Source organism: Streptomyces actinomycinicus, assembly GCF_016741775.1.
In the GTDB taxonomy this organism is placed as follows: domain Bacteria; phylum Actinomycetota; class Actinomycetes; order Streptomycetales; family Streptomycetaceae; genus Streptomyces; species Streptomyces actinomycinicus.
Map to the genome: position 1 here is coordinate 262,832 of NZ_JAERRK010000003.1, position 15,369 is coordinate 278,200.

Annotated in this window: 11 protein-coding genes; 9 read left to right on the forward strand and 2 right to left on the reverse strand. The window is 72.6% G+C overall.

The annotated features are described in order from the left end of the window. Positions 1-82 precede the first annotated feature (82 nt). Together JK359_RS08210 and afsR are read right to left on the reverse strand one after the other, a co-directional pair. Positions 83-286, reverse strand: coding sequence for a hypothetical protein (locus JK359_RS08210; RefSeq protein ID WP_201833455.1), 204 nt, complete (start codon positions 284-286; stop codon positions 83-85). A 202-nt stretch (positions 287-488) separates the two neighbouring features. Continuing rightward, positions 489-3,452, reverse strand: a complete 2,964-nt coding sequence (gene afsR, locus JK359_RS08215) for an SARP-family global regulator AfsR (protein ID WP_201833457.1) — start codon at positions 3,450-3,452, stop codon at positions 489-491. A gap of 189 nt (positions 3,453-3,641) precedes the next feature. Here afsR and JK359_RS08220 point away from each other — a divergent pair, with 189 nt between their 5' ends. From JK359_RS08220 to JK359_RS08260, 9 genes are all read left to right on the forward strand, one after another. Continuing rightward, positions 3,642-4,871: an amidohydrolase family protein gene (locus JK359_RS08220; RefSeq protein WP_201833458.1), complete on the forward strand. Its 1,230-nt coding sequence runs from the start codon at positions 3,642-3,644 to the stop codon at positions 4,869-4,871. A gap of 69 nt (positions 4,872-4,940) precedes the next feature. After that, entirely contained in the window at positions 4,941-5,783 is an 843-nt protein-coding gene (locus JK359_RS08225; protein WP_201833459.1) for a vWA domain-containing protein, read from the forward strand. Positions 5,784-5,785: 2 nt separating this feature from the next. Then, positions 5,786-6,640 (forward strand): hypothetical protein, encoded by an 855-nt coding sequence (locus tag JK359_RS08230; protein WP_201833460.1) that lies wholly within the window; start codon positions 5,786-5,788, stop codon positions 6,638-6,640. Further along, positions 6,640-8,973, forward strand: coding sequence for a hypothetical protein (locus tag JK359_RS08235; protein ID WP_201833461.1), 2,334 nt, complete (start codon positions 6,640-6,642; stop codon positions 8,971-8,973). Before JK359_RS08230 ends, JK359_RS08235 begins: the two co-directional genes overlap by 1 nt. Positions 8,974-9,073: 100 nt before the next feature. Then, a complete protein-coding gene (locus tag JK359_RS08240; RefSeq protein ID WP_201833462.1) occupies positions 9,074-10,018 on the forward strand; it encodes an LLM class F420-dependent oxidoreductase in 945 nt (314 codons plus the stop codon). Positions 10,019-10,027: 9 nt separating this feature from the next. Then, complete coding sequence (locus JK359_RS08245) at positions 10,028-10,798, forward strand: SDR family NAD(P)-dependent oxidoreductase (protein WP_201833463.1); 771 nt, start codon at positions 10,028-10,030, stop codon at positions 10,796-10,798. A 113-nt stretch (positions 10,799-10,911) separates the two neighbouring features. Next, positions 10,912-12,030 carry an LLM class flavin-dependent oxidoreductase gene (locus JK359_RS08250; RefSeq protein ID WP_201833464.1) on the forward strand — a complete coding sequence of 373 codons (1,119 nt, stop codon included), beginning with the start codon at positions 10,912-10,914 and terminating at the stop codon, positions 12,028-12,030. Positions 12,031-12,043: 13 nt separating this feature from the next. Beyond that, on the forward strand, positions 12,044-13,879 hold the full coding sequence (locus tag JK359_RS08255) for an N-acyl-D-amino-acid deacylase family protein (RefSeq protein ID WP_307788011.1): 1,836 nt from the start codon (positions 12,044-12,046) through the stop codon (positions 13,877-13,879). Then, positions 13,876-15,327 carry an aldehyde dehydrogenase family protein gene (locus JK359_RS08260; RefSeq protein WP_201833468.1) on the forward strand — a complete coding sequence of 484 codons (1,452 nt, stop codon included), beginning with the start codon at positions 13,876-13,878 and terminating at the stop codon, positions 15,325-15,327. The genes JK359_RS08255 and JK359_RS08260 overlap by 4 nt, the downstream gene beginning before the upstream one ends. The last annotated feature ends 42 nt before the right edge of the window (positions 15,328-15,369 follow it).

Below are 15,369 nucleotides of genomic sequence, written 5' to 3' on the forward strand. Positions count from 1 at the left end.
GTGCGAATCTCGCTCCGGACACACCTCGGCCGCGACGGCTCCCCCTCCGCGCCGCCGCGGCCGATCCCCCGTCAGATCACCGTCAGATCCGCTCTCCCGAGGCGTGGTTGTCCATGACGGTCAGCTCTTCGTCGGAGGCGTGGTTGTCCTGCGGGGCCACCCCGGCCTCGGACGTCGCGGCCTTCTTCTTCGCGTTCTTCGCGGCGGTAAGGATGTTCTCATCCACCAGCGACGCGTGGTTGTCGAGCGGCTTGACGACGTCGCCGGGCTTCTCGGTCTGACTCATGATCATCAACTCCAGCTACATGCAGCAAAGTTCGGAAGGTCCGTCCGACGACTCCCCCGGGTGTCGTCGGACGGACGCACGGGCCGCTCACCCTAAACGGTGAAGCCCCTGCCGATTCCGCCTGCCCCCCGACGCGGCGGCTCGGTAAGGTCAAGGCTGCCGGTCCGCGATAAACGAACGATGAACGGCCGGTCCTCGCAGCTCAGGCAGCGGTGGCGGGGTCGAGGAGTTCCCGTACCTCGGCGGCCTCCGGAGATCCGAGTCGCACGTAGATGGAGAGGGCCTCCTGCCAGCAGGCGTGGGCCCGGTCCGCCTGCCCCAGGCCGGTGAGCGCCTTGCCCAGGACCGTGAGCACGGTACCCCGCCGCCACTCGCCGCCGATGCCTTTCAGGGCGATCGCCTGCTCCGCATGGCTCGCCGCCATCGTGTGGCGCCGGCCCGCCAGATACACCTCGGCGATACGGAAGTGTGTGACGCCTTCCCAGAGGGGCTGCCGATTCTCGTGGAACAGCTCGAGCGCCTGGGTGAGCTGGGACAGGGCCTCCTCGAGCCGGCCCGCCTGGGTCAGTGCGATCCCGAGGGCGTAACGGCCATTGGCGAGCCGCAGGGTGAGGCCCATGCGGTCGTAGATGTCGATGCCCCGCTGGGCCAGTTCGATGGCGCTGGCCGTGCGCCCCATGGCCAGGCGGATCCGGGAGAGGTTGCACAGGGCGCTGGCCTCGCCCACATGGTTGCCGTCAGCCCGGAAGTTCTCGATCGCCTGCTGCAGATACCGCTCGCCGTCGACGTGGCGGTTCTGATAGATGGCGATGATGCCGCGGTCGTTGGGGGCCCAGCAGTTGGGAAGCGGGTCGCGGGCGTCGTCCGCCAGAGCCATGGCGAGCCGGGCCTCGGCGTCCGCATCGTCGAACCGGCCGGCGACGAGGTGCACGTTCGTCAGCGCTGTGCGGGCGCGCGCTTCCGCGCGCGCGTCCCCGGCCGCGCGGGCCGCGTCCCGGACGGACAGCGCCGCCACCTCGTACTCACGGGCGTTGGCCCCCGACTCCGCCAAGTCCTTCGTGGCCCAGAGCAGGTCGACGGCCCTTCGGAGCCGGCCGGTCCCGCCGGACTGCCGTACGCAGGCCATGACGCAGTTGGCCTCGGAGTAGAGCCAGTCCTGGGCGGCACGGGACGAGTGGAGCGTCAGCCCCGGGTACTCCGTCGGCTCCAGGTGGTCCACCAGCCGGTCCCCCGGCCGCTCGATCGCGTAGACCCCCGCCGCCGTGGCCAGGTAGAAGTCCAGCAACCGCGACAGCGCCGCCTCCCGCTCGCTCGGTGGCTGTTCGTCCCTCTCCGCGCAGGCCCGGGCATACAGGCGCACCAGGTCGTGGAACCGGTACCGCCCGGGTGCCGCCGACTCCAGCAGGGACGTGTCCACCAGGGACTCCAGCAGGTCCTCGGTCTCCTCCACGGGGAGGTCCAGGACGGCCGCCGCCGCCGCGACGGAGATGTCCGGGCCGTCGGCCAGGCCCAGCAGGCGGAAGGCGCGGGCCTGGACCGGTTCGAGCTGGCCGTAGCCGAGTTCGAAGGTCGCCTTGACCGCGAGGTCACCCGCCTGGAGTTCGTCCAGGCGGCGGCGTTCGTCGGCGAGCTTGGCCGCCAGCACCGACACCGTCCAGGTGCGGCGGGCCGCCAGGCGGGAGGCCGCGATGCGGATCGCCAGCGGCAGGAAACCGCACGCCGCGACCACGTCCAGCGCCGCCTCCCGCTCCGACGCCACCCGCTCCTCGCCCACGATCCTGACGAACAGGGCCAGCGCCTCGTCGGGGGACATGACGTCCAGGTCGACCAGGTGGGCGCCCGCCAGGTCCAGCATCCGGACCCGCGAAGTGACCAGGGCCGCGCAGCCCTCCGTGCCGGGCAGCAGCGGGCGTACCTGGGCCGCGTCCTTCGCGTTGTCCAGCAGGACCAGCACCCGTCTGCCGTCCAGGACCGAGCGGTAGAGGGCCGCCCGTTCCTCCAGGCTGTCCGGGATCGCCGAGTCCGCCGTGCCCAGCGCGCGCAGGAACGAACCCAGCACCGTCTCCGGTTCCGCCGGGCGCGGGCCCGCACCCTGCAGGTCCACGTACAGCTGGCCGTCCGGGAACGAGGGGCGGGCGCGGTGGGCCACGTGCACCGCCAGCGTCGTCTTGCCCACGCCGCCGATCCCGGCCAGCGCCGACACCGCCATGACCCGGCCCTCCGCCTCGGACGCGGAGGACAGCACCTCGCTCAGTTCCGTGACGAAAGCCGTGCGGCCCGTGAAGTCGGGAACCGACGCGGGGAGCTGGGCGGGGCGGACGGCGGCCACGGCCGGCTCCGCCACGGGGGCCGAGGGTTCCGCCAGGGCCGGGTCGGCCTGCAGGATCCGCTGCTGGAGTTCACGCAGGCCGGGGCGCGGGTCCACGCCGAGTTCCTCGGCCAGCAGGCGGCGCGTGTCGGCGTACACCGCGAGGGCCTCCGCCTGCCGGCCGCTGCGGTACAGCGCCAGCATCAGCAGTTCCCGCAGCCGCTCCCGCAAGGGGTGCGCCGCGGTCAGCGCCGTCAGTTCCGAGACGGCCTCGGCGTGGCAGCCCTGCTCCAGGTCCATGTCCAGGCGGGACTCCAGCAGGCCCAGGCGCCACTCCTCCAGCCGGGCCCGCTGGGCCTCGGCGTACGGGCCGGGGACGCCCGCGAGCGGCTCGCCGTCCCAGAGCGCCAGGGCGCGGTTCAGCAGGTCCCGGGCCTGGCCCAGGTCCCCGGCGCCGCGGGCCTTCTCGGCCTCCGCCGCGAGGTCCTGCCCGACCGCCGCGTCCAGGGCGCCCTCGCGCAGGCCGCGGACGGCGTAGCCCCCGGACTCGCTGACCAGCACCCCGGGGTCCAGGATCTTGCGCAGCCGGGACGCGTACGTGCGGACCGCCGCCAGCGCCTGGGAGGGCGGCTCGGACCCCCACAGCGCGTCGATGAGTTCCGCCGCCGTGGCCGTACGGCCCTCCCGCAGCAGCAGGGCGGCGAGCAGGGCGCGCTGCTGGGGGGAGCCGGTGCTGAGCGCCACCTCGCCGCGCCAGGCCCGCACCGGGCCGAGCACGCCGAAGCGCAGCAGGTCCGGCTCCGCGATGGCCGCGGAGCCGGCACGCCGCTGCTCAGGTACCCGCGGCCCACCGTCCATGCGTTCGTCCCCCTCGGCGTCACGAACAACCCTGTCAGTTTGCCTTGTTCCGGCCGGTTGCGTCAGCCGTGCGAGACGCCGATCACAGGGCTCGGCCCGCGGTCCACAAGGCCCTCACACGGTCTTCGCACGGCGGTTGCCCGGGAACAGTAGCTGACGGATCGTCAGATCGGCGCTACCGTGAGCGGCATGGAGACCACACAGTTCCCGCTGATCATCTCCGTCGACGACCACACCGTGGAGCCTCCCGGCGTGTGGCAGGACCGTCTGCCGCGCAGGTACCGGGAGGCGGGCCCCCGGATCGTGCGTGCTCCGCTGAAGGAGATGACCTTCCTCGGCGGGCGGTTCAAGCCGGTCATGGGCGACCCCGGCGGCACGGACGGCCCGGTCGGCGACTGGTGGGTGTACGAGGACCTGCGCCGCCCGCTCACCCGCCTCGACACCGCCGTCGGGTACGCCAGGGACGAGGTCCGGCTCGAGGTCATCACCTACGAGCAGATGCGGGCAGGGTCGTACGACGTGCCCGCCCGCCTCGCCGACATGGACGCCAACCACGTCCAGTCCGCCGTCTGCTTCCCGACCTTCCCCCGCTTCTGCGGCCAGACGTTCACGGAGGCTGCCGACAAGGAACTCGCCCTGCTCTGCGTCCGCGCCTACAACGACTGGATGGTGGAGGAGTGGTGCGGGCCCCAGGCGCACGGCCGGCTCATACCGCTCACGCTCATCCCCCTGTGGGACGCCGGGCTGGCGGCCCAGGAGGTGCGGCGCAACGCCGCTCGCGGGGTCCGGGCCGTCGCCTTCTCCGAGATCCCCCCGCACCTCGGGCTGCCGTCCGTGCACACCGACGACTGGGACCCGTTCCTCGCGGCCTGCGCCGAGACCGGTACGGTCGTCGCGATGCACATCGGCTCCAGCAGCCGGATGCCGTCCACCTCGGCCGACGCCCCGCCCGCCGTCGGCTCCACCATCACCTTCGCCAACTGCTGCTTCTCGATGGTCGACTGGCTGATGAGCGGCAAGTTCGAGCGCTTCCCCGGCCTCAAGGTCATGTACGCGGAGGGACAGATCGGCTGGATCCCGTACATCCTCGAGCGCGCCGACGTCGTCTGGGAGGAGAACCGGGGCTGGGGCGGGGTCGCCGACAAGGTCCGCCGGCCACCGTCCGAGCTGTTCGCCGAGCACGTCTACGGCTGCTTCTTCGACGACGCCTTCGGACTCCGCAACCTCGACTCCATCGGCGTCGGCAACGTCCTGTACGAGACCGACTACCCGCACTCCGACTCCACCTGGCCCAAGTCCCGCGAGGTCGGCGAGGCGCAGATGGGCCACCTCCCGGCCGACGTGGTCCGGCGCATCGTCCGCGGCAACGCCGTAGAACTGCTGGGGCTGACCGGGGACGGGCTGTGGGGCGGCGCCTGACCTGGGTGAAGTCCCTGTGAAGATGCTGGTCGTTCGGTATGGTGATGCCCTGAACAAGGGGGGCGTGGCGTGCCGTACACCGCAGAGATCAGCCGGACGAACCCGGGTTGCTTCATCTTCCTCGTGGACCAGTCCGCCTCCATGAGCGATCCGATGGTCAGCGGGGAGCGGACGCAGGCGCGGGCCGAGGTCGTCTCGGACGCGATCAACCGGCTGCTGACCGAGCTGTCCGTCAAGTGCGCCAAGGAGGAAGGCGTACGCGACTACTTCCACGTGGCGGTGATCGGTTACGGCCACAACCACGTGGGCTCCGCCTTCCAGGGAGCGCTGGCGGGACGCGATCTCGTCCCGCTCGGCGAGGTCGCCAACAACCCGGCCCGGGTGGAGAGCCGTACCAAGAAGGTGCCCGACGGCGCCGGCGGCCTGGTCGAGACGTCCGTCCAGTTCCCCGTGTGGATGGACCCGGTGACCAACGGCGGCACGCCCATGACCCGGGCCCTCGGGTACGCCGACTCCCTGGTGGCCAACTGGGTGGAGGCGCACCCGAGCGGCTTCCCGCCCATCGTGCTGAACCTGACCGACGGTGAGTCCACCGACGGCGACCCCACCAGCGCCGCCATCTCGCTGGCCTCGCACGCCACCGCGGACGGCGCGGTGCTGCTGTTCAACCTGCACGTCTCCGGCAGCGGTGGCACGCCGGTCACCTTCCCGGACACCGAGGAGGGGCTGCCCGACACCTACGCGCGGCTGCTGTTCCAGATGTCCAGCGTGCTGCCCAGCCACATGCGTTCCTACGCGGCCTCGCAGGGGCACCGCGTCGGCGAGACCACGCGCGGCTTCGTCTACAACGCCGACATCACCTCCATCGTGGAGTTCCTCGACATCGGCACCCGCGCCACGGAACTGCGCTGATCATGGAGGACGTCGCCGCGCTGCTGGAGTGCCAGCAACTGCGGATCCACAAGGCGGGCAGCAGTCCCGAGGAGTGCGAGGACGCCGAGCGGGTCTGGTCCGGTGAGACCCGGCCGGACGGCCGGGGGAACACCGTCGTCCCGCTGTACGCCGCCGTGTCCGACGGAGCCTCGGAGAGCCTGCTCGCCGGAGCGTGGGCCGACCGGCTGGTCGCGGACGCCGTCGACTGCCTGTCCGGCGCCCACGACTGGTGGGACGACCTGGGCGGCTTCGTCGAGGAACTGATGACCCGGTCGGCCGGCCGGTGGGCGGCCCACCTCGCGCAGTACCGGGCCGAGCGCGAGGCGCGGGGACGCCCCATCACCTGGTACGAGCAACCGGGGCTGGCCAAGGGCGCGTTCGCGACCCTGCTCGGCGCGGAGGTCAGGGCGACCGTGTCGGACACCGGCGCCTGCAGCTGGGCCTGGCACGCCTTCGCCCTCGGCGACAGCTGCCTGTTCCAGCTGCGCGACGGCGCCCTGGTCCGGGCGTTCCCGGTGGAGAGCGCGGAGGACTTCGGCGTCACCCCGCAGCTGCTCGGCAGCCGCAACCACGACACGGCCCTGGTCACGGACCGGCTCGCGGTCGCCCACGGGACGCTCGAGCCGGGTGACGAGATCCTGCTGGCCACCGACGCGCTGGCGGCCTGGCTGCTCTCGCCGCGGCACGGGGGCGTGGCCCCCGGCCACCAGCTGGCGATGGTCCTCGAACGGGATCAGGAGTCCTTCCCCGAGTGGGTGGACGACCAGCGGGCGCGGGGGCACATGCGCAACGACGACGTGACCCTGATCCGGATGAAGGTGAGAGCGGAGGCCTGATGGCGGTGTCCCGCGGCGGGCGGCCCGCCACCGGTACCGGAGGGTCCAGAAGGTTCCCCACCGGCGCGAACTACGCGGAGGCCCTGCAACACCCCGAGCTGTGTTTCCGCGATCCCGACCTCAGGGACGGCAGTGTCCGGCAGAGCCCGGTGCTCGGCCCCAAGGCGATCTCCGGCAACTTCGCCAGCGTCTTCTCCGTCACCGCGCAGGACGGTCAGCGCTATGCGCTGAAGTGCTTCACCCGGGACACCTCCTCCATCGGCACGCGCTACGCGGCGATCAGCGCCGCGCTGGGCGCGCTCGACCCCGGCGCGCTCTCCCAGCCGTGGCCGGTGCGCTTCGAGTTCCTGGAACAGGGCGTCCTGGCGCTGGGCGACTGGTTCCCCGTGGTGAAGATGGCATGGGTGCAGGGCACCGACCTCCTCACCTGGATCGAGCGCCACCGCCAGGACACGGCCGCGGTCCGGGCCCTCGCGGACCGCTTCCTCGCGGTGGCCCGCGACCTGGAGGACCACGGGATCGCCCACGGAGACCTGCAGCACGGCAACATCCTGGTGGCCGCCGACGGCACCCTCAGACTGGTCGACTACGACGGCATGTACGTGCCCGCGCTCAAGGGCGTGGCGGCGACGGAGAACGGCCACCGCAACTACCAGTCGCCGCGGCGCACCGCGGCCGACTTCGGGCCGGCCATGGACCGGTTCTCGGCCTGGCTGATCCATCTCTCCCTGGTCGCCGTGGCCACCGACGCCGGCCTGTGGACCCAGCTCCACGACGACCAGGGCGAGTACCTGATCCTGTCCGAGGCCGATTTCACGGACCCGGCGACCTCCCTGGCCTGGCCGCTGCTGCTCGGTCATCCCGACGAACGGCTGCGCGCCGAGGCCGAACGCGTGCACGGCTTCCTCGGACAGCGGTGCTCGGCGCTGCCCCGTCTGACGGCGGCCGCCGTGCCGCCGCCCGCGTCCCGCACCGGGCAGAAGCGCACGAAGCGTTCCCCGGCACCGCCGGTGGCCGCCGGTGCCGGTGCGCCCGCCCCGGCGGCGCCCCGGACGCCCGGGACACCCACCGGCCGGGCGATACCCGCGTGGATGGCGGGCCGGGTGGGCACCGGGGGCACCGCGGTCCCGGCGGCCGCCACGGCGACGGCCGGCGCCGGTGCGGCCCCGGGCTCGTCCGCCACCGCGGGGCCGGCGGTCACCGCTGCGCCCGCCGCGGTCGCGCCCTTCGCCGGGCGCCGCCCGGCCGACCTGCTCGCCGCCGCCACCGCCGTGCTCGGCACGGCCGCTCCCGGAGTGCTGACGGTCACCGCCGCCCCGCCGCAGGGGTTCCTGCCGCTCGCCCAGGGGGCCGCACTGCTCGCCTCCGCCGCCGCGATCGGACTCGGACGGCGCCGCCGGCCCGAGCACCGCTCGGCCCGGCGGCACGTGCGCGGCCTCCGGCTGCGCGCCCGCGAGCTGAAGGACCCGGCGGAGGTCCACCGGCGGCTGGAGCAGGAGATACAGAAACTGGACCAGACGGCGGCCAAGGAGAACCAGGCCTCCGACAAGCGCATCAAGAGCCTGCAGACGGAACTGCGGGACGGCCTGGCCCGCATCACCGTGGACCTCAACCGCCGTACCGACAGGGCCCGCAAGCGCCAGGCGGAGCTGCCCGCCAGGGAACAGCGGATGATCAACGACGCGCTGGCACCCGAGATCCGGGCGCACATCGAGAAGAAGCTGCGTCAGACGTCGGTCCACGAGGCACGCAGCCTCCCGAACATGGGCGCCAAGACCATCAAGGCCCTGACCGACGCGGGGATCCGCACCGCCGCCGACTTCACCGGGGTGTCCTTCGCCCAGGGGCCGGGCACCGGCCAGCGCGCCGCCTACTTCGTCCTCCGCAGCGGCATGCACGTGCGGGTGCCCGGGATCGGCGAGGGCAGGGCCACCACGCTGGCCGGCTGGCGGCAGTCGCTGGAACAGCGGGCCAGGGTCTCCGCCCCGGCCACACCGTCGGGGCCGGCCCTGTCGAGGATCCGTTCCGAGATCGCCACGCTCCGGGCGCAGTACGACGGGGAGGTCAGGCAGGCGGAGGGCAAGGCGCAGCAGGACCGGGACGCACTGCAGAAGCGGGTCGCCGACGAGCGGCAGCGACTCACCAGCGAGCGGCAGCAGCGGGGTGTGGAGGCCCAGCGCAAGCGGGCGGACCTGCTGCGGCGGCAGAAGCAGCTGGCCGGGGCGCAGACGGAACGAGCGCGGGTGGCGGGCGAGCTGTCGGCCGCCCGCACGGACACCCGGCGCACCCTCGGGGTCGGCAGGTACCTGAGGTTCCTGGTGACGGGCCGCTGAACCCGGCCGGCGCCGTATCGGGGCGTCGTCCCTCTTGATTGATGGGGCGCCGGACCCCACGATGGGCCACGCCAAAATCTGACGGTCCATCAAAAAGTGGGTGAGCCCCGTGAACCACCCGGTACGGCTGTCGTACGGCATCCAGCTGCCCGTCCAGTCCCAGAGCACCCTGTACACGGAGGCGTGGGAGGCCGCCGCCGGGCCGGAGGACCTGGTGGAGATCGGGCGGGCCGTGGACCGGGCCGGGTTCGGCTATCTGGCCTGCTGCGACCACGTCGCCGTCCCGCGCCGGCTCGCGCGGGCGATGAGCACGGTCTGGTACGACCCCGTCGCCACCCTCGCCCACCTCGCCGCCGTCACCGAGCGGGTGCGGCTGCTCAGCCATGTGGCCGTCGTCGGGCTCCGGCATCCGCTGCTCACCGCCAAGCAGTACGCCACCTTGGACCATCTGTCCGGCGGGCGGCTGATCCTCGGGGTCGGGGCCGGGCACGTGCGGGAGGAGTTCGAGGTCCTGGGCGTGGACTTCGAGCAGCGTGGTCCGGTGCTCGACGAGGCGGTCGACGCGCTGCGGGCCTCCCTCGGGCCGGAGGAGTTCCCGGAGCACCACGGGAAGTTCTACGACTTCGCCGGGCTGGGACAGCGGCCCCGGCCCGCCCAGCGGCACCTGCCCCTCTGGGTCGGCGGGTCCTCACCCGCCGCCGTCCGGCGGGCCGCGCTCAAGGGCGACGGCTGGCTGCCGCAGGGGGACCCGCGGGAGCGGCTGCCGGCGCAGATCGCCCGGATCCGGCGCCTGCGCGAGGAGGCCGGACGCGACGGGGAGTACACGGTCGGCGCCATCACCGAGCCGCTGTACGTCGGCCGGGCCGGCTGGGACGTCGGGCGGCGCACGCTCACCGGGACGCCGGAACGGATCGCCGAGTCGCTGCGGGCCTACCGGGCGCTGGGCGTGGACCAGATCCAGGTGCGGTTCCGCAGCCGGAGCCGGGCCGAACTCATCGAGCAGGTGGGCTTGTTCGGGGCGGAGGTCGCGCCCCGGCTGGACTGAGGAGGCGGTATGGGCAAGCTGGACGGACGGGTCGTCCTCGTCACCGGGGCGGCGCGCGGGCAGGGCGAGCAGGAGGCGCGGCTGTTCAGGGCGGAGGGCGCGCAGGTGGCCGTCGCCGACGTGCTGGACGGCCAGGGGGAGGCGCTCGCGAAGGAGATCGGGGCGCTCTACGTCCATCTCGACGTGGGCACCGAGGACGGGTGGCGGGAGGCCGTCGGGGCCGTCAAGCGGGCGTACGGCCGCATCGACGGGCTGGTCAACAACGCGGGCATCCTGCGCTTCAACGCCCTCGTGGACACCCCGCTGGACGAGTTCATGCAGGTCGTCCAGGTCAACCAGGTCGGCTGCTTCCTGGGCATGAAGACCGTGGCGCCGGAGCTGCCGGACGGCGGGACGATCGTCAACACCGCCTCCTACACGGCCCTCACCGGGATGGCGGCCGTGGGCACGTACGCGGCCACCAAGCACGCGGTGCTCGGGCTGACCCGGGTGGCCGCGCTGGAGCTGGCGGCCCGGCGGATACGGGTCAACGCCATCTGCCCGGGCGCCATCGACACGGCGATGTCCAACCCGGCCCGGCTGGATCCGGACGCCGATCCGGTGGAGATGGGCCGTGCCCTGGACGAGCTGTACCGCAAGCTCGTGCCGCTGGGCCGGGTCGGGCGGCCGGAGGAGGTCGCCCGGCTGGCCCTCTTCCTGACCTCGGAGGACTCCTCGTACATCACCGGGCAGCCGTTCGTGATCGACGGTGGATGGCTGGCCGGGGTGTCCGTCGTCTGAACCCGGCCAGCTGACTGGCCGTCAGCTATTGACCATCGGGACGGCCGGTGCGACAGTCGGCCGACACACGCAATCTGACGAAGCGTCAGAAAAATTTGGGACGGTGAACCGCCGTGGAATTCGGGCTCTTTGTACAGGGATACGTGGGCAAGCGCGCCGAGACCGACCCGCTGGCCGAGCACAAGGCGCTGATGGAGGAGACCGAGTACGTCATCCAGGCGGACACATCCGGCTTCAAGTACGCCTGGGCCTCCGAGCACCACTTCCTGGAGGAGTACTCGCACCTCTCCGCCAACGACGTCTTCCTCGGCTACCTCGCCCACGCGACCGAACGGATCCACCTGGGCTCCGGGATCTTCAACCCGCTCGCCCAGGTCAACCACCCGGTCAAGGTCGCCGAGAAGGTCGCCATGCTCGACCACCTCAGCGAGGGCCGCTTCGAGTTCGGCAGCGGACGCGGCGCCGGATCGCACGAGATCCTCGGCTTCCTGCCCGGCATCACCGACATGAACCACACGAAGGAGATCTGGGAGGAGACCATCGCCGAGTTCCCGAAGATGTGGCTCCAGGACGAGTACGAGGGCTTCCAGGGCAAGCACTGGCAGCTCCCGCCGCGCAAGGTCCTGCCGAAGCCGTACGGGAAGTCGCACCCGGCGATGTGGTACGCGGCCGGCTCCCCGCCGTCGTACGCCATGGCCGCGAAGAAGGGGCTCGGCGTGCTCGGCTTCAGCATCCAGAAGGTCTCCGACATGGAGTGGGTGCTGGAGCAGTACAAGACGGCCGTCGTGAACGCGGAACCGGTCGGGGACTTCGTCAACGACAACGTGATGGTCACGACCACGGCCATCTGCGCCCCGACCCACGCCGAGGCCATCGACATCGCGGTCAACGGCGGGCTGCACTACCTGCCCTCGCTGGTCTTCCGGTACCACGACACGTTCCCCCGGCCGGAGGGGTTCCCCGTGTGGCCGGAGACGCTGCCCGCGTACACACCCGAGTTCGTGGAGCTGCTCATCGAGGAGGAGCTGCTGATCTGCGGCGACCCGGACGAGGTGCTGCGCCAGTGCAAGCGGTGGGAGCAGGCCGGCGCGGACCAGCTGAGCTTCGGACTGCCGGTGGGCGTGCCGAAGGAGGAGACGCTGCAGACGATCCGGCTGATCGGTGAGCACGTGATCCCGAAGATCGACACGGATCCGGTGCACCGGACTTCGCGGTTCCGGGCTGCCGTGTGAGCGCCGCGGGCGGGTGCGGGTCCGTCGTGGTCGCTCGCGCCCGCGCGGCGGAGCCGCATACCGACACGGTCCCGCGCCCCTAGGCAGGTCAGCCTCCCGGAGTCGAAGAGGAGCCCTCATGCTCGATCACGTCATCAAGGGCGCCACCGTCGTGGACGGCACCGGCGCGCCCGCTTACACCGCCGACGTCGGCGTACGAGGTGGCCGAATCTCCGTCATCGGCAAGATCACCCAGGGTTCCCGCACCAGCGAGGACGCGCACGGCCTCGTCCTCGCCCCCGGCTTCGTAGACCCGCACACCCACTACGACGCCCAGCTGTTCTGGGACCCGTACGCGACGCCCTCCCTCAACCACGGGGTGACCACCGTCGCCGGCGGCAACTGCGGCTTCACGCTCGCGCCCCTGAACCCCGGCCGCCCCGAGGACGCCGACTACACCCGGCGGATGATGTCCAAGGTCGAGGGGATGTCCCTGGTCGCCCTGGAGCAGGGGGCGCCGTGGAACTGGCACGGCTTCGGGGAGTACCTGGACGCCCTCGAGGGGCGGATCGCGGTCAACGCCGGCTTCATGGTGGGCCACTGCGCGCTCCGCCGGTACGTCATGGGCCCGGACGCCGTCGGCGGGCAGCCGAGCCGGGCACAGCTGGACGCGATGGTGGCGCTGCTGCACGAGGCCATGGACGCCGGGGCCTGGGGGCTCTCCACCACCCAGTCCAGCACCCACTCGGACGGGGACGGGCAGCCCGTGGCGTCCCGGCACGCGGAACCGGCGGAGCTGCTGGCGCTCTCCCGGGCCGTCGGCGAGCACGAGGGCACGCAGATCGAGGCGATCGTCGCCGGCTGCCTGGACCAGTTCAGCGACGCCGAGATCGATCTGCTGGTGGAGATGAGCGCGGTCGCCGGACGCCCCCTGAACTGGAACGTCCTGACCATCGACGCGGCCGTCCCGGAACGCGTGCCCCGGCAGCTGAGCGCGAGCGAACGGGCACGGAAGGCCGGCGGCCGGGTGGTGGCCCTCACCATGCCGATCCTCACCCCCATGAACATGTCCCTGGGCACCTTCTGCGCCCTGAACCTGATCCCCGGCTGGGGGCCGGTCCTCGGACTGCCCGTTCCCGAGCGGATCGCGAGGCTGCGCGACCCCGGGGTCCGCGCGGAGATGCTGCGGCGGGCCGAGTCGAAGGAGGCGGGCGTCTTCCGGCGGCTGGTGGACTTCGGCCGGTACGTCATTGGGGACACCTACAGCGCGGCCAACCGCGGGCTGACCGGCCGGGTGGTACGGGACATCGCCGCCGAGCGCGGACAGGACCCCTTCGCCTGCCTGGTCGAGATCTGCGCCGCCGACGAGTTGCGTACGGTCCTGTGGCCGATGCCGAGCGACAACGACCCCGGCTCCTGGGCGCTGCGCGCCGAGACCTGGCAGCACGAGGACGTGCTGCTGGGCGGCTCGGACGCGGGCGCCCACCTGGACCGGATGTGCGGGGCGCCGTACACCACCCGGTTCCTCGGGGACTGTCTGCGTGGCCGGAAGCTGGTCGGTCTGGAGCAGGCGGTGCGGATGCTGACCGACGACCCGGCCCGGCTGTTCGGGCTGCGTGAGCGCGGGCGGCTGCGGGAGGGCTGGCACGCGGACCTGGTGCTGTTCGACCCGGAGCGGATCGACGCCGGCCGGGCCCGGCTGGTGCACGACCTGCCGGGCGACAGCCCCCGGCTGGACTCGAGGGCGCTCGGGGTGCGGGCCGTGTGGGTCAACGGCGTCGAGGTGATCCGCGACGACGTGGTGACCGGTGCCGTGCCGGGCCGGGTGCTGAGGTCCGGGCGGGACACCCGGACGGTGAGCACCCGGTGAGCGGGGGACAGCCCCTGTTCGTCGGCGGGGCGTGGGTGGAGCCGGACGGCGGGCACCACCCGGTGACCGACCCGGCCACCGAGGAGACCGTGGGCCGGGCGCCGGAGGCCTCGCCGGAACAGGCGCGGGCGGCCTGCGCCGCGGCCCGGGAGGCGTTCGGGGCGTGGTCGCGGACCCGGCCGGAGGAACGGGCGGAACTGCTGGGCCGGGCCGCCGCGATCATCCGGGACCGGCTGGTGCCGTACGCGGACCTGGCCCGCGCCGAGACCGGGGCGACCCTCGGGACCGCCCGCGCGATGCAGGTCGGCGTGGCCGCCGCCCGATTCCGCCGGTACGCGGCCGTGGAGCCCGCCGAGTGGGCCGTAGCCCCGCAGATCAACGACGCCGGACCCATGGGGAGGGCCGGGGTGATGGGGGCGCTCGCCGTGCGGCAGCCCGTCGGGGTCGTCACCTGCATCACCTCGTACAACAACCCGTGGGCCAACCCCGCCGGGAAGATCGCCCCGGCGCTGGCCATGGGCAACACGGTGGTGGTGAAACCCGCACCGCAGGACCCGCTGTCCGTGTACCGGATGGCCGAGGCGCTGGCGGACGCCGGGGTGCCGCCGGGCGTCGTGAACGTCGTCTCCGGACGGGACGTTTGCGTGGGCGAGGCCGTGGTGGCGTCCGGTGACGTCGACATGGTGAGCTTCACCGGGTCCACGGCCGTCGGGCAGCGCATCGCCGAGGTGTGCGGCCGGGACATGAAACGCCAGCTGATGGAGCTGGGCGGGAAGGGGGCCGCGCTCGTCTTCGACGACGCCGACCTCGCCTCGGCCGTCGCCGGCATCGGCACCACCTTCTCCTTCTACAGCGGGCAGATCTGCACGGCACCGACCCGGGTGCTGGCCCAGCGCGGCGTCTACCAGCGCCTGGTCGAGCAACTCACCGGATATGCCAGCCGGTTGAAGGTGGGGGATCCACGGGAGCCGGACACGGTCGTCGGGCCGCTGATCTCCGCCGAGCACCGGGCACGTGTGGAGTCCTACGTCGAACTCGGCCGGAAGGAGGGCGCGGTCGTCGTCACGGGCGGCGAACGCCCCGCCCTCGAGCGGGGGTTCTACGTCGCCCCCACCCTGCTCGCGGACTGCACCAACGACATGCGGGTGGCCCGGGAGGAGATCTTCGGGCCCGTGGTGGTGGTGATCCCCTTCGACGACGAGGACGAAGGCGTGGCCCTCGCCAACGACTCCGACTACGGGCTCATCGACTACGTCTGGTCCGGTGACGTGGCCCGCGCCTTCCGGGTGGCACGGCGGCTGCGGGCCGGTGGCGTCGGCATCAACACGGTCGGCCGCAACATGGAGGCCCCGTTCGGCGGGTTCAAGAAGAGCGGGGTCGGCCGGGACGTGGGCGTGTACGCCCTGCACGCGTACAGCGAGGTCCAGGCTCTCGTCTGGCCGGGCTGACTCCGCCGTCGTGGCGTCCGTGGAGCAGCCGCTGAACCCCGG